Origin of the sequence: Novipirellula herctigrandis (assembly GCA_007859835.1) — a bacterium.
Classification (GTDB): Bacteria; Planctomycetota; Planctomycetia; order Pirellulales; family Pirellulaceae; genus Novipirellula_A; species Novipirellula_A herctigrandis.
In genome coordinates, this window is the sequence record SJPJ01000001.1 from 8,188,887 (window position 1) to 8,207,962 (window position 19,076).

Consider the following 19,076-nt stretch of genomic DNA (forward strand, 5'->3'; position numbering starts at 1 on the left):
AATTGCTCGTTTCCCGATTGTCCGGCAATCATCGTTCGCTCGCGAGAGCGAACGCGGATTGAAACACGTCGATCGAATCTATGGCTTGGCAGACTTTACATCGTTCGCTCGCGAGAGCGAACGCGGATTGAAACCACGGCCGGGTTCGCGGCGACAATCGAGGAAATCTATCGTTCGCTCGCGAGAGCGAACGCGGATTGAAACGACAGGGTAGCTTCGGTTTACAACCAGATGATTTCATCGTTCGCTCGCGAGAGCGAACGCGGATTGAAACTTGTTCATGTCGCTGTAACTACTCATTTTTCACATCGTTCGCTCGCGAGAGCGAACGCGGATTGAAACCGAACGATGATACTTGCGGAGCAATCGAGCCATAATCGTTCGCTCGCGAGAGCGAACGCGGATTGAAACTGCTCACGTGCATTCGCTTGGTTATCGATTTTGGATCGTTCGCTCGCGAGAGCGAACGCGGATTGAAACATCGGTGTCACCGGAAAGACTTCGCTGACCCGAAATCGTTCGCTCGCGAGAGCGAACGCGGATTGAAACAGCGAGTGCAACACCTAGGGGGCCGGTTGCGAATATCGTTCGCTCGCGAGAGCGAACGCGGATTGAAACCGCAAAACGATGGCAAGATGAAAACATAAGCAAGATCGTTCGCTCGCGAGAGCGAACGCGGATTGAAACTCTTAGTGGACAGGGTTTTACTATGGGACAAAAGGATCGTTCGCTCGCGAGAGCGAACGCGGATTGAAACAGCCCAATGAGATCGTTTTCCTTGTCGTGAACCATCGTTCGCTCGCGAGAGCGAACGCGGATTGAAACATCAAAAGCTCTAGACATCGACCGCGAATCAAAATCGTTCGCTCGCGAGAGCGAACGCGGATTGAAACAGTCTGCAACGCTTCGTCGATCGCGTCGGCAAGATCGTTCGCTCGCGAGAGCGAACGCGGATTGAAACGCGTAATCATCGATGGCAGCACCGAAGACGAATCATCGTTCGCTCGCGAGAGCGAACGCGGATTGAAACTGAGCTGGGGACTGGTCGCAATTGCAGTTGCGATCGTTCGCTCGCGAGAGCGAACGCGGATTGAAACTCACTTCCATGGTATCGTAAATTTGGCACTTGTGCGTAGTGCTAGCTTGGCTGTTCTTCGCGACGCAGGACACAATGTGGTTGCCTCCGCCCTTCGGACCTTCGCCACAATTCAATCGATCTACTGGAACTTCTGTTTAGAATGAAAAACTTGTTGATCTAGAGAGGGGGCTCGATTGCTTGTACCGCTGGTTGGGGCAGTGTCTAATATCCAGGGGAGTGAATTGAATCGCTGCAATGAACTCTTGCCCTACAATTGCGCCGCTTCGGAATGCCAGGCGGCGTCCGCTTCCCGCTTAAGGGTTCGTTTGCGAACGCCCAACTTGAAGCTTCCCACCCACAACATCCCACCGACGATCGATAAAGGCAGCAAGCGATGATTCGTAAGATTATGTTTGTAGCATTGGCAGTTCTTTTGACTGCGGCTTCAACGGGTTACGGACAGGTTACACCCGCTACGGACGGCTGGTTTGTATTCGATGTGCCTGCGTTGGCCGTGCCGGACGGAGGGCTTGCCGATCTTTCTTACCTGAATTCGGGTGGGATCCCGGATACGGGTTTTGTCAGCGTTCGGGACGGACACTTTGTGGATGCCGAGGGCCAACGGTTGCGGTTGTTTGGTACGAACGTGACCGGCGATAGCTGTTTCCCGGACCAAGGCGATGCAGCGTTGCTTGCTCGTCGGTTGCGGCAATATGGTTTCAATTGTTTGCGGCTACATTTTATGGACCACTCTTGGAGCGGTTCGAGCCGCGATAGTTTGTGGGACGATCCCGATACCGGCAAACTTTCCCAACCGAGCCTGGCCAAACTGGATCGACTGATTGCCGAGTGCGCCGCCAATGGAATCTATTTGAATCTGAATTTGCATGTCGGTCGCGAATACCCAGGGCAACCAACCGTGGCTGGTAGCCGAGCATTCCGGTACAGCAAGAATTTGGATCGTTGGCACGAACCATACATTCGCCAAATGGAAGCGTTTTGCCGTGACCTATTGGGCCATGTAAATCCCCACACCCAACGGCGGTACGCCGATGAACCGACGATCGCTTGTGTTGAGATCAACAACGAGAATACGATGATCCGTGACGAGCTATCGGATCTGAGACGATTGCCTGAGCCGTTGATTGGTGATTTGCAGCAGCAGTGGACTAATTGGTTGCACAAAACCTACGGCTCGACCGAGGCATTACGCAAAGCATGGGATGCCGACGTTGTGCCGCTGGGCGACGAGCAGTTTACCAACACAGACGCATGGCAGGCACAGAACGCGGGTGGAGCAGAATCGACGTTAGAAAAGGACAACTCGCGATTGACCTGGACCGCTACACAAAGTGGCAGCGAGGATTGGAATTTGCAGCTGCAATACAAGGATTTGCAACTGGACCCTGGCCGATACACGTTGACGTTTCGGGCCCGCAGTCGTGACTCCCTTCGTGTTAGCGTCAACGTTATGCTTGACGCGGTACCTTACGGCAACGTCGGACTTCATGAGACGATCGAGCTTTCGCCGAATTGGCAATCATTTACGTTTTCAGGACCGATCAAAGCGGCGTCGGCCCCCGGCAAGCTGCGGTTGAACATTTCGTTGCGAAACAAAACGGGCCAAGTAGAATTGGATAACGTCCGTTTGCGACCGGGAGGTGGCCAGGGGTTGATGGAGTCCGACAGTTTGGAAGACGGCGTTGGACTACCTGCGGAAACCGCCGTCGCCGCAGTGCGGTTGGATTGGATGGCGTTTCTAATTGACACGGAAATGGCGACGACGAAGCGAATCGTGCAATTGTTGAAAGATGAAATCGGATGCAAGATGGCGGTGGCCGACACGCAGGTGTCTTACGGTGGCGTTGCGGGGGTGCTGCGTGAATCAACATTGTCCGATTACGTCGACATTCATGGCTATTGGCAACATCCATCGTACACGCGCAACGACGCTGGCCACGTAACATCGTTTCGAATTGCGAACACTAGCCAAGTAGCCGACGCCGACGGCGGAACTTTGGCTCGGATGGGAGTCTATCGGATCGCGGGGCGTCCCTTTAGCATTTCCGAATACAACACGCCGGCGCCCAACGACCATGGCGCGGAACTGCTTCCGCTGTTTACGGCGGTTGCCAGCATGCAGGATTGGGATGCGTTCTACAGCTACACTTATCGTGATTTTGGAAAGGACTATGCGAACACGTTCATGCGGAGTTACTTTCATTTGATCGGTCGCGCCAATGTGTTGGTTCATGCCCCGGCCTGCTCACTTGCTTTCCGCAAAGGATTAATTGCGACGTCCGCCGATGGCGCCGAATGTCGGATTCCCGTTGACCAAGTGCCACCGTTGACGTTTCAAGCCGGAACAGTGGAGGACGTTTGGCGCAGCCAAGGCGGTGACCCTGCGGCGGTGTGGCAGCGAAAGGTAACCGTGGACCTCGTCCAGTCGGGTGAGGACGCGACGCTGAGTGGAGATGCCAGCGTATCGCCGGGAGTTCGGCTTAGTGACACGAACCAAATTCGATGGAATCCGAACGATCCCGACGGATCTTGGTTCTCGTTAGACGCTCCGGCAGTCCGTTTTTTGATTGGACATGTCGGCGGACGAACGTTTGATGTTGGCGACGTTCAGTTTGCGGTGCATGACCGGGATTGGCCTGGCGATGTGCCGGCCTACGCATGCATTTCGCTTGTCGCGCTGGACGGCAAACCGCTGGCCGAAAGTCAGCGAATGTTGTTGGCGGCGTCGGCACGCTGCGAGAACAGCGAAATGCCGTGGAACGAAGATCGTACTGGTTTCACCTCTAACAATTGGGGGCAATCTCCGACGGTCAGCGAAGGTGTTCCCTTGGACCTGACCGTTCCCGGTGGCCCCGTCCGAGCGTGGCGACTAACTGCGGATGCGCGAAAAGCAGAAGAATTGCCGCTGAATAATGGCATCATGCAACTGCGCCCCGAGCACGAGACGCTTTGGGTATTCTTAACGCGGCAATGATTTGATGTTTACGATCCTTGGCAATCGAACTTGTTCGACGCTCGGATATTCAACCCCGGCTGAAGCATTTAGTGGATCCTTTTTGATGAACGAGTCGATCCATCATCGTGATTGACTTCGTATCTTTGATCTTTCTTCGGCAGTGGGAAACAGGGGTGCCATGGAATTGCAGTAGCGATGCTGCGGCGAAGCAAAGGCGAAGGGGGCATTTGTGGGAAGCGTGCCTATTGGCCATGCTTTTCCGTGGTGGCGAACAAGCACAGGCAAATGGTCGAGGGCGAGCAGTTGGCATTCGGCCCAAGCGGAAGAGGTCGAATGGGTCGTTTTCCAATCGGTGGTGAAGCGTTCTGAAAAATGCGTACAGCCGTCTGGATGGATAGAGACGGAGTTCTGGCGTCGCATTGCTTTGACTAAGTGCATCCTAAGTGCACCCTCCGTGCGGCCAACTTCATTGGGGCGCTTTGTTGTTGGCATTGGCGAGGCTTCTACAAATGAAACTTTTTTGTCGAGAACGGACGCGAAATGGTCTGGTTGGCGAAAAACGCCACCCTTCTACTTTTCCTGTTGGGGAAGAACGCCCCCTTCCACGCATTCTTGCTCTTGTTGATACCCGTTGTTCCGTTTTTTTCAACACGTGGGCGCTCCAAATTCAGTTTGCCGATACACTCGTCATCAAGCTACATTACTACTGCGAGCGTCACACACCACTACTGCGAGCGTCACGCACAGGCACTCATTCATCGCCCTTTCCTTGGATCGCGCAGCCAGCGGGTCCCGAGAGTATTCAGCAGAGATAGAAGAATTGATCAACAAGCACGAAGATAAACTACGAAATGAGATCTCGTTTTTAGGAACCATGCTGGGCGAAACGGTTCGTCGCATCGCGGGGGGCGCAGCGCTTGAGAAGCTAGAGAATCTGCGGCGGCTGTCTTGGAATCGCAGAACGGGATCTTCGGATGCCGAGCAGCAAATGCGTGACCAGATCGCTTCGTTTGACCATGACACGCTTCGCGTGGTGATTCGCGGCTTCAGCGTGTTTTTGGATCTGTTGAATCTGGCCGAAGACCGCCAACGTGTGCGTGTGTTGCGAGAGCGTTCGCGTGAAATCTACCCCGAAGCTCGTGCTGAATCGGTTTGGCAAGCGATCTTACAGCTCAAATCGCTTGGCAAGTCATCCGAGGATATGCAGAGCTTACTCGATCATTTGCAAGTCGAGTTGGTATTTACTGCACACCCAACCGAAGCGAAGCGTCGCAGTGTACGTCACAAGCTTCGTCGGATGCGAGAATTGTTGTCCGAGCACGACCAAGATCAATTGCCGACCGAGCGTACGCGAACCGAGCGTCAACTTCGCTCTGAAATTGCAAAATTGTGGCAAACGGATTTTATTCGGCCGTGGCGTCCCTCGGTGATGCAAGAGGTCGGACGCGGTTTGTCATTCAAGCCAGTGTTATGGGACGAAATTCCGAAGCTACTGCAAGAACTGCGCAAGGCGTTGTCGTTCAGCTACGACGACACCGTGAAACTAACGCATCCCTGTTTGACGTTTGGTTCTTGGATCGGTGGCGACCGCGACGGGCATCCCGGTGTAACGTCGGACGTCACGCAACAGACATTTACTTGGCTTCGACATGCTGCGATTGATTTCCATCTAGCGACTTGCCAGGATTTGTTTGACTCGCTCAGTTTATCGCAGCGTCAAGTCAAATTTTCACCTTCATTGTTGAACGCGATCGATAATGCATGTGAGCGTTGGCCTCATTTGAAGCAGACACTCGCTGAGATTCCGCCGGATGAGCTTTGTCGGCGCTGGATCGCTGTGATTCATTGGCGGCTTAATCAAACAAAAGCCATTTCGCTCGAGGACGGGTCGATTCGCGGGTCGATTCGCGGGTCGAATAGCGAATTGGCCGAGAATGGTACTTACAATCGGCCAGCCGATTTGTCGCTCGATTTGGATATCTTGCTAGATGCGATCAGTCATTGTCCAAGCGGCATATTTATTGCTGATGAAGTTCGCACATGGCATGATCGTATTGAAGCATTCGGATTCCATTTGGCGAAATTGGACGTCCGTCAGGATTCGCGTCAGTACTTCGAAGTCATGAACGAGATTTTCCGAGCGAGTGGAATCTGTGAAGAACCAGAAAAACTGAACGAGAACGATCGACTGAATCTCATCGTTGCGACGTTGGGACAAAACGTTGAGTTGAAATCGAATGAACTTACCGACAATACGGTCGAATCGCTCAATCTATTCACACTTCTGCATCGCGTCGTAAAGACATTTGGTAAAGACGCCGTTGGCGGCCACGTGATTAGTATGACGCGTTGTCCGAGTGACGTGTTGACGGTGTTGTGGCTATGGCGACATACCGCGCCCGATCCAGCGGAAGAGGATGGCGACGATACCGAATATTGCCTTCCGATCGTGCCGCTATTCGAGACCATTGATGACTTGCAGAACGCGTCGGATATTTTGTCAGGCATGTTTGGTGTCACAGCGTACCGAGATTTGTTACGGCAACAGTCGGACCGCCAAATGGTAATGCTTGGGTATAGCGACAGCACCAAGGACGGCGGTTACTTATCGGCATGTTGGTCGCTTCAACGTGCTCAGGTGCAATTAGTCGCTCGCGCGAAGCAGGACGGCGTTGGGTTAACCTTTTTCCACGGTCGTGGCGGTTCGCTTGGGCGTGGTGGGGGACCGACTGCTCGCAGTATTCTGTCTTTACCTGCGGGGACATTCGACGGAGCGTTGCGATTGACCGAGCAAGGCGAAGTGTTGGCGGATCGGTACGATGATGAAGCGATCGCACATCGACATTTAGAGCAAGTGCTGTGGTCCGCGTTGATGGCAACGGGGCGACAAGCGCACGGCGAACAAAAGCAGTGGAGCGAGACGATGAATCGGCTCGCGGAGATGTCGTATAACCAATATCGAAAATTGGTCGAACGGCCTGGTTTTGTGGATTTCTTTCGCCGCGCGACTCCGATTTCCGGGATTGAACAATTGCCGATTGGATCGCGACCGTCACGCCGCCGCGGTGGAAACAGCCTAAGTGATTTGAGAGCGATTCCTTGGGTATTTTCGTGGACACAGTGTCGGTTGCTGATTCCTGCATGGTACGGACTCGGTTCGGCAATACTCGAATTGAGTCGTGAAGATGGATGTCATGAAACGTTACAAGCAATGTATCATGAGTGGCCATTTTTCCGAGCAACGATCGACAACGCCGAATTGGCACTTGCAAAAACGGATCTTGGAATTGCCAAACATTATGCAGAGTTGGCCAGCGATGATGAGTCGTTGGAAAAAATTTCGACGATGATTTACGACGAGTTCAATCGCGCCAGCGAAGCCGTCCTGTCACTCTCCGGAAATAAGGAATTGCTCGATGGAGTGCCGTGGTTGAAAGAATCCATTCGTGTTCGAAATCGCTACATTGACCCTTTGAACTTGATCCAAGTTGAACTTCTTCGTCGGTCAAAAGAGTTCAGCGAGGATGACACCAGCGAAGATGCGGAAGAGATCCGACATTTGACCCGTTTGACAATCAATGGACTCGTGTCCGGTATGCGGACCAGCGGTTGATGCGCTTTGTATGGTTGTCAATTCCTTGAAATCGATTTCTAACCAACTCGTTCTCGAAATTTGGTCCCCGCGATGTCCGATACAGCGATATCCGATCCTTCGGAACCGTTCAAAGATTCATTCGTCGATCCCCTCCGTGAAGAGGTCGTTTATGCGGCGCTCGCCCGAGTGGCCGCATGTTTGCATGTTACGGTGGAACCTAACAAACTCGACTTAGGGGATGTACGCCGCGATGGTTCGGAGCCGAACGAAATTGATTTGTTGCTTGCCGGCGCGAATCATATCGGCATTTCCATTCGGCGCGTGCATTTGGCAACAGCGACGGAAGCCTACAGTTTAATTGGCGAAGGCTATGCGTTAATTTTGATTAAGCCGGATGGGGCGATTGTCGTGTTCGAACGACTCGTTGGACGAAATATCGAAGTCACCCATGTCAGGGACACTTCGAATGTTGGGGCAGGAACCACGACTTCGACAATGCCCCGTCGTCAAGTTCGTAGCCTTTTGACCAACGAGGTTCAAGGTTGTGTGTGTGTCGCCAAGAGCGAACTTGAATGTGAATCATTGTCCGCTACGGGTAGTGCGTCACCCTTTTACGAACAAGCGACGTTGCGGCATGCCCAGGGTCACGGGCACGGGCACGGGCACGGGCATCTATCACCGCTGAGTCGTTTCTTGACTTTGCTTCGGCTCGATGCACGCGACATTTGGACGGTAACGTTGTTTGCATTCGTCGCTGGTATCTTGGCGTTGGCGGTTCCCTTGGCAGTGGAATCGTTGGTCAACATTGTCAGTTGGGGAACTTATCTTCAACCGTTGGTGGTCATCGGCGCGATCCTGCTTTGCTGCTTGGGGCTCGCGGGGGTGCTAAGCGTCCTGCAAACGATTGTGGTTGAAATCATTCAGTGCCGGCAATTTGTTCGAATCGTCGGTGATTTGGCGCATCGGTTTCCACGTGCAAATCAGCAATCGCTCGAAGGCGAGTATCCACGTGAAATGGCGAACCGACTGTTCGATATCATGACGATTCAAAAAGCGACGGCGACGTTGCTGCTCGATGGCGTCTCGATCGTGCTGACGACGATTTTAGGGTTGTTGCTGTTAGCGTTTTACCATCCTTTCCTGTTAGGTTTTGACATTGTTTTATTGATTAGCATGATCTCCATCACTTGGTTGCTTGGCCGTGGAGGGATTCGCACAGCAATCGATGAATCAATTGTCAAATATAAAGTCGTGCATTGGTTGCAGGATGTGATCGCGTCGCCGGCAGCGTTCAAAGTAAATGGTGGCGAAAATCTCGCGATTGATCGTGCGAATCGTCTGACAACCGAATATTTAACGGCAAGAAAAAGCCAGTTCCGGGTTATCATTCGCCAAGTCATTTTCGCGATTGGATTACACGCGATCGCATCAACCGCCGTGCTCGGCCTGGGCGGATGGTTGGTGATTCAGGGTCGATTGACTCTCGGTCAATTGGTCGCCAGTGAATTGGTGGTGACGGTGGTCGTTGGCGCCTTTGCAAAAGCAGGCAAGTCGCTGGAAAAATACTACGACCTGATGGCGGGCATTGATAAAGTGGGGCATTTGTTAGATATTCCGGTCGACCCGCGATACGAGCTGAGCGAATTACCCAACGGACCAATTCCGGTTCGGTGGGATGACCTCCGCTTCCAAGACGCTACACGTTCGATACACATTCCTGCAGCGGAGATCGAACCTGGAAGTCGTGTTGCCATTTTGGGGAACGATTTGCCTCGAAAATCCTGGCTGGCTCAGACGCTGGCTGGTTTGACGGTACCCGACGAGGGCCTTGCCGAAGTGGCCGGATTTGAGGCTCGGCAAGCGGCGTTCGCCGGACGTGGGCGATGGGTTGCCTACGCGGGGCATCCCGAGATTTTCCATTCGACACTTCAACAGAATGTTGATTTGGGACGAGTCGGTATCGGTTACAACCGTGTTCGCGAAACCCTTCAGCAAGTTGGCTTGTGGAATACCGTGATTCGTCTTCCCGAAGGTGTCCAGACGATGCTACAGACCGACGGATTTCCGCTGGCACGTAACCATATCGCTCAATTGGTCATTGCCCGGGCCATTGCTGCGAAACCTCGGTTGTTGGTGGTCGATCGATTGCTTGACGATTTAACACCTGAATCGCAGGAAACCGTTTGGAATACGTTAAACGACCCCGACGCCCCGTGGACATTGGTACTGGTTACGAATCATCAATCGATTGCCGAACGATGTACCCGTAAATTGTGGTTCAAAACAGCTTAAAGAACAATGAATCAGACTGAAAGATTATCGACCGCGTTCCCGGCATTACAACTCGTTCGTGCCGGGCGATTTATTCGATTCTTTTCCCGGTTGACCTTTGTGACATTGGTCCTGGCAATGGTTGCGATGATTTTTGCGCCATGGCGGCAAACGGCTCGCGGGACGGGATATGTCGTCGCACTCGACCCACAACAGCGTCCGCAGCCAGTGATGAGTCCATCCAAAGGGGTTGTCAGTTACGTGAAACCAGGACTGCGCGAAGGCAGTTACGTTGAAAATGGTGAACTGTTGCTACGGCTAACTCCTTTTGCCGAAGGAGGCGTGTTGCAGTTGGAAACTCAAATTTCAGCAACCAAGGCGGAATTGACCGCGGCGAAATCGGGTTTGGATCTTGCTGAACAACGCATTGAATTGCAACAGAGCGCCGGAGAAAGCATGACTCAGTCGCTCGATCAGGATTACAAAGCCGCCAACAAGAAATGGGAGCAGGCAAAAAACGAAGTGATCGCGCTGCAGGCAGAGTTGAATGACAAACGCAATCAGCTGAGGATTGCCGAAGAAGTTGTTCTCGAAGGACTTGTTTCACGCGAAGAAGTATTCTCGAAACGTCAAGCTGTCGAGGCGCAACAGGCCAAGGTGTTGAAGGCAGAGGGCGCCGTCGAAGAAGCTTATGCGGCTTTGATGTCCAAGGAAGAAGAAATTGAGTCCAAAAAACGCGAAATCGATATTAAGAATCGAAGTGCCAATCAAAATGCTCTCGACTCGATTCAAAAGCTTCGGACGATTGAAAAGAAGTTGATCGATTTGGAAGTGAAACGTGAAGAGTTCAATCGGCTCGACATCAAAGCTCCTCGAGCGGGCTTTATCCAACAGTGGTTCGGATTGGAGGGCAGCGACACCATCAAAGAGGGGGACCAACTATTTATGATCGTGCCGGACACCGACGATTTGGCGGTGGAAATGCGAATTAGCGGAAATGATTTGCCTCTGATTCACGAGGGTGACAAAGTACGGCTGCGATTCGAAGGTTGGCCAGCGGTCCAATTTGTCGGTTGGCCATCGGTCGCGATCGGCACTTTTGGCGGAAAAGTCAACCGAGTTTTTCCAACTGATGATGGCAAAGGGAATTTTCGTATTGTCGTAACGCCCGATGAAGAGATTGTGGGGGAGAAAGGTTGGCCGGATGACCGATACCTTCGTCAAGGAGTGCGCGCAAACGGCTGGGTGCTGCTCAATCAGGTCTCACTTGGTTACGAAATATGGCGACAATTGAACGGATTTCCACCGACAATTGCCGAACAGGAGCCAGGCAAATCCAACGGCAAGGTAGAAAAGGTAAAGCTGCCGAAGTTGTAGACGTTTGCTTACGCTATGCCGGTGCCAATTCGATCCCTATGCCGCTCCAGCGACGACCAATGGCCCGCGGCATTGAGAGCGTTTCGACTTTCCCGCATTTACGCGGTTTTACTCTGCCGTTTTTTGCTCTACTGCTGGCCCACGCGTTTCTTTTTCTCGGTGGTTGCGACACGGCGGTTGGGCAACGTTTTGAGTTGCTCGAATCCGATTCAGGCGTTTCAGGCCTTAACGCTGCGGATGGCGAATCCCTTCACGTTACCGAAAACGAGTTCTTTGTGTTGCTGCAAAATGAAGCCAGGAACAACGAACGGAATGACGTTTCAAAGATTGCAGAGCCGAAATCCCCAAATTCGAAGCAAACGTCGGATCAAGATTCTGCCCCCAGCCAAGACTCTGTACCAGCCCAAATCGAAAATGAGAATGAGGATGGTGAACTTTCGTTAGCCGACGTCATCGCCAGTTTGTATCGAGCCTATCCAGAAATCGTCAAAGCTCGCCAACAACCGAACCTAGCCAGCGGCGAGCTCACTCAGGCATACGGCAGTTTTGATACCAAGCTATACGGGCACACCATTAACGAATCGCTGGGTTACTACGAGAACTATCGACATGGCATTGGCGTCGCTCGACAAACTTGGTGGGGCAGCTACGTATCGGCTGGTTACCGAATGGGCCGCGGCGAGTTTCAACCGTGGTACAAAGAACGTCAAACCGATGAAGCGGGTGAATTTAAACTCTCGTTAGCGCAGCCGCTATTGCAAGGGCGCGCAATCGACATGCAGCGGTTGGCCGTGTTTCAAGCATCATTGGCACGTCAAGCTGCCGAGCCAATGATTCAACAAGCGATTCTTGACTATTCCCGCGACGCCGCGTTGGTGTATTGGCAGTGGGTATCAGCCGGAGCGATCTGGCAAGCTCAACGTGAGCTATTAGCATTGGCAATCATTCGCGGCAAAAAATTTGAAGTTGGTTTCAAAGCTGGCAAGTTCGCTGAAATTGATTTGCTTTTGAACCAACAATTGATCGCCGAACGTCGTGGAAAGGTGCTTGAATCCGAACAAAAATTCCGCGCGACCGCGTTCAAACTATCGTTGTATTTGCGTGATGCATTTGGCGAACCCATGGTGCCTTGCGAGGAGTGGTTGCCCGATCATTTCCCCGCCACTCGGTTACCCGAGGCAAACTATGATCAAGATCTAGCGGCAGCTCTGATGCGACGACCCGAACCAAGGTTGTTGCAATTGCAATTGCGCAGTATGCAACTTGAACGACAAGTTGCATGTAACAATTTGTTGCCGAGATTGGATCTCGTTGCCGAGGCTTCGCAGGATATTGGAAAAGCGGCTACCAAGTCAGATGACAAAAGCGAGTTCGAATTAGTGATCGGTATCCAAGGTGAAGTGCCCATCCAACGACGAAAAGCACGCGGTAAGATTCAATCGACAACCGCAAAGATGGCCCAAATCAATCAGATGTTACTGCTGCAACGCAACAAGATCGGTGTCGAGTTGCAAACCGCCTACAACGCCCTTGTGCTTGCTGAGCAAATGGTCGAACAAGGTGACTTGTCGTTGCGGGCGGCCTTTGAGACACTCGATCGGTACCGCTTTGCTTTTGATCGCGGAAAGATCGATTTGATCTATCTAAACCTTCTTGAATCCAAGGCAAACGAAACCGAAATCAAATTGGTTGAAGCTCAACGATTTTGGTTCGTAGCTTTAGCGGAAATGCAGGTTGCACTCGGGCTTGATCCGCTTGATCAGGCGATGGCCGTCGCGGCATTGCCTGAAACAAATCGTCCCGGACCAGGTCGTTTGCCTGACCCGGTGGAAATCAAACCCGATCTTTTGGACGACGACTGGAATCTTCACAATCAGCCGGCAGAGACGGATTCATACTAGCTGGACAACGCCACTTTGATCGCGGGATATCGGTCGCAACAACGTCGAAGCGATTGCCATTTCCAAAGTCTGGGGTGAGCGTTCTATCATGCTATTTTATTGCTCCGTTGATCAAAGCAATTTTTCTGTATGATTTCCAGGGCAATATTGAGACTGGAAAAGGAAAGTTTTGCGAGGTTCCTAAACCGGTTGGCGTCGTTGGCGAACTGCCCTTGGGCAGTATGTTTAAGCAAACAATCATCTCGATGAACTGGTTGTCAACGTTTCATTCGCCACAAGATCACGGTGAAAGCTTGCCGGTGAAAACTTGCCGGTGGCAAGCATAGTGGGAAGGGCTAAGATAATATTTACCTGCGGTGGTGTTTGCATGGTGTATTTTTGGCGTGTCGCCGCCCACAAATGAATATTGGCGAACCACGTCCTGCGGCGCAGCGATGCACCGCAGGGGCTGGACACGGGGCGCCATCCCCTACGTCCCACCGCACCGCTACGACGTCTGGCCGCGCGACCCAAGAACACTTGCGAACACTTGCGAACAGATGAGTGAATTTGCCCACGGTAAGCCATTCTCAAACACACGCCATGTTGGTTCAGCGAGAATGGCTGAATGAAAGAATCCTGGTAAGTTAACTAGCCTCGTTTTTCCTGCAACCGAAAGAAAAGCCCAATCATGCAATCTTGTTATCGACGACTGTTCGAGATAAACATTCTCGTCCTTTGCTGGTTGCCTGTGTTTGCGATTGTAGAGGCGTCGGAGCTTTTTGCTGAGCGACCCAACATCGTGTTTATCCTGACCGATGACCATCGCTGGGATTGTCTTGCCGCGGGTGGAAACGAGATAATCGCAACGCAAAATTTAGATCGAATTTGCAAATCGGGAACGTGGTTTGAAAATGCGTTTGTAACCCTGGCAATTTGTTCGCCTAGTCGTGCGGCATGTTTGACGGGGCGATACGGAAGTGCCAACGGCGTCACTTCGGTCGGAGTCGTCTCGTTGGCGGATGGTGAACGAACTTTTTCGCATGCGCTCAGCGAACATGGATACGCGACTGGGGTGGTTGGCAAATGGCACTTGAAATCAACACCGGATGAATGTGGATTCGAGTTTGCCTCGACGTGTTGGTCCAACGGTCCCTGGTACAACCGAAAATTTACAATTGATGGTGAAACGAAGGTCATGCCAGGGTTTGTCGATGATGTCGCCGTCGAAGAATCCATTCGCTTTATCGATGGGGCCGTCAAAGAACACAAACCGTTCATGCTGTGGCTATGCACGCAAGTTCCGCACATGGATCAGAAACACACGTGGCCCGCGGACGAAAAGATCCTTGCTGAATATGATGCTGGCCAAATGCCGCTTCCCAAAACATGGAATGACGATCTGGATGGCAAGCCCGAGTATTTGAAGACATCCCGCAATCGAACGCAGGCGACAAAATACGGCTACGACGATGCAACGAATATTCGTAACCACATGCGTGACTATTACGCTAGTGTTGAGCAGATGGATGCTTCGGTGGGACGCTTGCTCGACGAGTTGGATCGGCGGCAAATTCGCGATAAGACGTGGATCATTCTGATGGGCGACAACGGCTGGTTTCTCGGCGAGCATGGTATGACAAACAAGGTGCTTCCTTACGAGGAATCGATGCGAGTCCCAATGGCCATTGCGGGGCCGTCTACCGCTGCTCAAATCTCTGAAAAGCTCGTGCTGAATATCGATCTTACGGCAACGATTTACGAACTCGCGGGTTTGTCTGTGCCCAGTTCACTCCACGGTTGTAGCCTGTTGCCAATCGTTGCAGGAAAATCACCAATCGATTGGCGGCGTAGTTTTCTGTATGAGGCTCCGACGCCCCAGCTTGGAAGCGAACCTCTTTGGGCCGTCAGAAATGGCCGCTGGAAGTATGTTGAAACTGAGGTCGGGGCGGATCACGTTTTCCATGAACTCTACGATTTGTCAACCGACCGCGTGGAATTAGAAAACGTCATGGATGAACCTGCGAATCAGGTCATCGCCGAGCGGCTTGTCACGGAACTTCAATCACATAAAAAGCGGATAACAGCCGCATCGCCCAAGCCTAAATCTCCGTCCCAAGCTCAACCTCATGCGATTCCCCAAAATCCACCGCCAATACCACGCACGGATCTTTTCATTAGCGGGGTCTATCCGCAGCTGACAACGTATGGCATCTACAGCCAAAATGGCGCCCACTATAAAAGTGGACACAACGAATGCGGTATTGGTGCTATCGTTCCCTGGGCCGGAAAACTTTGGATGGTCAACTATGCCCCGCACATGCCCAAAGGAAGCGAGCATAAGCTGTTTTCGGTCGATCCGGATTTGTCGAAACCGATGACGGTGCATTCGGAAAGCGTTGGCGGCACCCCGGCCGGTCGGATGATCCATCCGGAATCGAATCAGCTCTTGATCGCTCACTATCTCATCGACGCCAGTGGGAAGATTCGAACGATTTCGCCGAACGTTATGCCGATGCGAGTGACGGCGATTGCGCGTCACCTGAGCGATCCGCAGGACATGGTTTACTACATTGATATGGAAGGGGCGATTTGGGAAGCCAACGTCCACACGTTGGCCGTAAAGCGTCTGTTTAAGAAACCTGTTCCCGGTTGGCACAGCAAAGGTGGGTATACGTCGCAAGGCCGATTGGTCATTTCCAACAATGGCGAACTTCACGTTGGCGACTACAACGACGTGTTGGTGGGCGGCAAGGCAAAGAACGAAGAGGAACGCGGCGTGCTGGCGGAATTCGACGGAACCAATTGGAAGATCGTTGAACGACGTCAGTTCACGGAAGTTACTGGGCCGTCGGGCATCACCGGTGGAAGTGACGGCGATGATCCCATTTGGACCATGGGTTGGGATCGTCGCAGTGTGCGTTTGAAAGTCTTGGACGATGGCACCTGGCACACATTTTTGCTTCCGAAAGCTGCCTACTGCAACGACGCAAGTCACGGTTGGTATACCGAGTGGCCTCGCATTCGCGAAATCACCGATGATCGATGGATGATGGACATGCATGGCATGTTCTTTGATTTCCCTAAGCATTTTTCAGCAAACATGTCGGCGGGTATCAAGCCGATCGGTAGTCACTTGCGATATGTCCCCGATTTTTGCAGTTGGAATGGAAGACTTGTTCTGGCGTCCGACGAGACCAGTATTCAGGGAAACAAGTTAGCGGGACAACCTCAGAGCAATCTTTGGTTTGGCAATTACGAAGATTTGAAGACGTGGGGACCGGCGAGTGGATATGGTGGACCATGGATCCAAGATGATGTGAAGACCGACCAGCCGTCGGATCCATTTCTGGTCGCCGGCTTCGACCGCCGTGTTGTGCACTTGGCGGTCGGACAAAAGACGCCCCAAGCAGTTAAAACGCTTCGCACAAACGATCGGTTCAAGATCACCGCCATGCCGAACCCACTTGCTCGTTTGCCCCGAGTCACCGTCGCTCGCGGTGATTGGCACAATCCGGCTGCGGGATTCGATTTCAGAGTTGATTCACCCGTGACCGTTTATCTTGCGGTGGACCAACGAGGTAAACCAAAGCTTGATCCCGAATGGGAACCAACGGACATGACCGTAATGTGGCACAAAACATTCCGCGACCAGGTTTACCGACGCGAATTTCCCATCGGAAACGTCTCCATTCCGGGAAACGATACTGAGCACACGCCCGGTTCCTATGGTATGCCTCACGCTGCGTTTGTTGCCGCAGACAACACGGATATACAGATCATTCCTACTGCGGGTGCAATGGTCACTTGGCCAATCTCTACTCCGGCGATGGTCGAATCCGGATCCGTCACGTTCACGTTGGAAGCGGATCAAACAGGGACGGGGGACTGGGCTGAGATTGCTCAGGTCAACGTTCCGGCGGATGGTAATGTTACGTACTTTTTTCCCGATGACTTTGATGCCGTTTGGGTTCGTTTTAAAACCGACCGCGACTGTGTAGCGACTGCGTTCTTACACCAGACCACCAGCCGTTTCATCGATGGCAAGCTTCCGCAAAACAAGGAACTGTTTGCGGGTCTGGCAGAGGTTGGCGACAAGGATGTTCACGAGGCTCGCATCTATGCTGCCAAACGCAACCGCAACCTTCGAGTGATCACCGGGGATAATCGTTTTCTTGAATTCACCAAGGCCGACTTTGTTTTTCAAACCGACAAACCGGATACGGATCTTGCTTCGTTACTGCACGTTGAACCAGAATTCACTGTCGATGAAGCATCGGTCATTCTGGAATCAGGGGATGGGGTCTTGCGACTACCAAAAGGGGATTCCGCATTCGACAAGCCGTTTGCTTCGATGTGGCCTCGTACATCGCGTGAAGTGGAATCGGAGCGTCATCTTGCCAATATTCACGGCACGTTTTATGAAGTACCTCTGGTTACCAACGGAGCGCCACCGGCATGGAATCGAATGCGTCCGGTGTCGAGCCATTCGAAGCAGATCACTGACTTCTGTACATGGAATGGCTTGCTTGTTCTGGCAGGTGTCCGCAGCGACGCCAAAAACGATGGTCATGTCTTTGCGGATAACCTTAATTCGGACCAGAAAGCCGATGCGGCGTTATGGTTCGGCAGTATCGACGACCTTTGGAAGTTCGGCAAACCAATCGGAAGTGGGGGGCCTTGGCGCAATACGAAAGTCACAGCAGGTGTTCCGTCGGATCCTTATCTGATGACAGGTTATGACGAAAAATCGCTCGAATTGTCGCATGAATCACCGAATCCTGTCACCATAACTGTGGAAGTTGACATTGAGGGTAGCGGGTTGTGGGTGCCGTACCGAGCTTTTGTGGTGCGGCAAAACGAAGCACTGAGGCACGATTTTCCCTCCGGTTTCTCTGCTTGCTGGGTGCGTGCGATTAGCGATAGTGCCACTTCCGCTACGATGCAATTGACATACCGATAGGTCGGTTGGCGATCGCCTCTTGAAGTGCCTTAAGAAACTTCTTCTCACGTGTTCCGCGTGCTCTTTGATTTGTCGAATCCGCCTGCGGAGGTTTTGCGAAACCTTTTCGGAGTACTGCGGTTTAACGATACAACGGTCCGCTAATGCACAGGTGTCGGCGGAGTGTCTTTTGGCAATCCGCACGCCAAATTCCACCACGACGAAGAAGGTGAGTGCACAGTGGGCATCAAGAAGATCCTGCAAACCACAGTGTTTGTTTTGAGCATGTTTGCGGGATTTCCTGCGTTTAGTAAACAATCAACACATGCGGTTGGACTGTTTCGCAATGAAGTGGGGGCGGTTCAGGGCTACACACTATTCGCGCCGCGTCCTAACAAGACGTTTCCCAACGCTCACTGGGTTCCTTCGCCGCGGAACGATGCCGAAAAGGTGATGGTTCTCTATAGGAATTACCGAAGCGATCATTCAACTTTCAAAGGCGGCGATATTCCGATCACAAAGAACGGGACGTTCGATTGGGCAAAGCACGCAATTTCCAAACCGATTTGCGAGCCGTTTCATGCTGGAAACATGGCCAGCGGTAATCGGTTGCCTAACGGTAACACGTTGCTATTCGAATCCGTCAAGGGACGTATTCAGAGGCTTACGCCCGCTCCAGAAATGGTGTGGAAGTATGTCGTCCCGGTCGAACGAAGCGGGCCAATGGTCCAAGGCGAAACGATACCGGTTGACTTTGACGGCGATCATTTAACTCCGATCTGTCTTGCCTACCGCTATGCTGCGGACTATCCCGGGTTGCAAGGAAATGAACTCATTTCAAACGACGTCATCGAGAAGCAAGTTAGGTTTGTGAGCTTGCAAGGCGAATCCCCAACGCGGGGGGAAGCATAGAAAGATGTCTCCTTAAGTCGTCGATAAGCAAAATTTTGAAACCT

General features: G+C 52.3%; 7 protein-coding genes and 1 CRISPR repeat array (1 of these 8 only partly in view). All 7 genes read left to right on the forward strand.

Annotation, left to right across the window (positions count from 1 at the left end; translation table 11 throughout):
* Nucleotides 1–1,097: direct repeats of the CRISPR family, unit length 35 nt; unit sequence ATCGTTCGCTCGCGAGAGCGAACGCGGATTGAAAC (it extends 2,233 nt beyond the left edge of the window).
* 375 nt (nt 1,098–1,472) lie between these two features.
* Nucleotides 1,473–4,073 carry a cellulase family glycosylhydrolase gene (locus tag CA13_RS29640; protein ID WP_146402813.1) on the forward strand — a complete coding sequence of 867 codons (2,601 nt, stop codon included), beginning with the start codon at nt 1,473–1,475 and terminating at the stop codon, nt 4,071–4,073.
* A gap of 802 nt (nt 4,074–4,875) precedes the next feature.
* Entirely contained in the window at nt 4,876–7,668 is a 2,793-nt protein-coding gene (gene ppc / locus CA13_RS29645) for a phosphoenolpyruvate carboxylase (RefSeq protein ID WP_146402815.1), read from the forward strand.
* A gap of 72 nt (nt 7,669–7,740) precedes the next feature.
* Entirely contained in the window at nt 7,741–9,942 is a 2,202-nt protein-coding gene (locus CA13_RS29650; RefSeq protein WP_146402817.1) for an ATP-binding cassette domain-containing protein, read from the forward strand.
* Between the two features lie 6 nt (nt 9,943–9,948).
* Nucleotides 9,949–11,298 (forward strand): HlyD family secretion protein, encoded by a 1,350-nt coding sequence (locus CA13_RS29655; protein WP_146402819.1) that lies wholly within the window; start codon nt 9,949–9,951, stop codon nt 11,296–11,298.
* Between the two features lie 59 nt (nt 11,299–11,357).
* Nucleotides 11,358–13,199 (forward strand): TolC family protein, encoded by a 1,842-nt coding sequence (locus CA13_RS29660; RefSeq protein WP_146402821.1) that lies wholly within the window; start codon nt 11,358–11,360, stop codon nt 13,197–13,199.
* Nucleotides 13,200–13,869: 670 nt separating this feature from the next.
* Entirely contained in the window at nt 13,870–18,141 is a 4,272-nt protein-coding gene (locus CA13_RS29665; protein WP_146402822.1) for a sulfatase-like hydrolase/transferase, read from the forward strand.
* A 219-nt stretch (nt 18,142–18,360) separates the two neighbouring features.
* Nucleotides 18,361–19,032, forward strand: a complete 672-nt coding sequence (locus CA13_RS29670) for a hypothetical protein (protein WP_146402824.1) — start codon at nt 18,361–18,363, stop codon at nt 19,030–19,032.
* Nucleotides 19,033–19,076: the final 44 nt, after the last annotated feature.

Coding starts and splice junctions, on each gene's coding strand:
- CA13_RS29640 (WP_146402813.1), top strand. CDS start 1,473: ATGATTCGTAAGATTATGTTTGTAGCATTGGCAGTTCTTTTGACTGCG.
- CA13_RS29650 (WP_146402817.1), top strand. CDS start 7,741: ATGTCCGATACAGCGATATCCGATCCTTCGGAACCGTTCAAAGATTCA.
- CA13_RS29655 (WP_146402819.1), top strand. CDS start 9,949: ATGAATCAGACTGAAAGATTATCGACCGCGTTCCCGGCATTACAACTC.
- CA13_RS29660 (WP_146402821.1), top strand. CDS start 11,358: ATGGCCCGCGGCATTGAGAGCGTTTCGACTTTCCCGCATTTACGCGGT.
- CA13_RS29665 (WP_146402822.1), top strand. CDS start 13,870: ATGCAATCTTGTTATCGACGACTGTTCGAGATAAACATTCTCGTCCTT.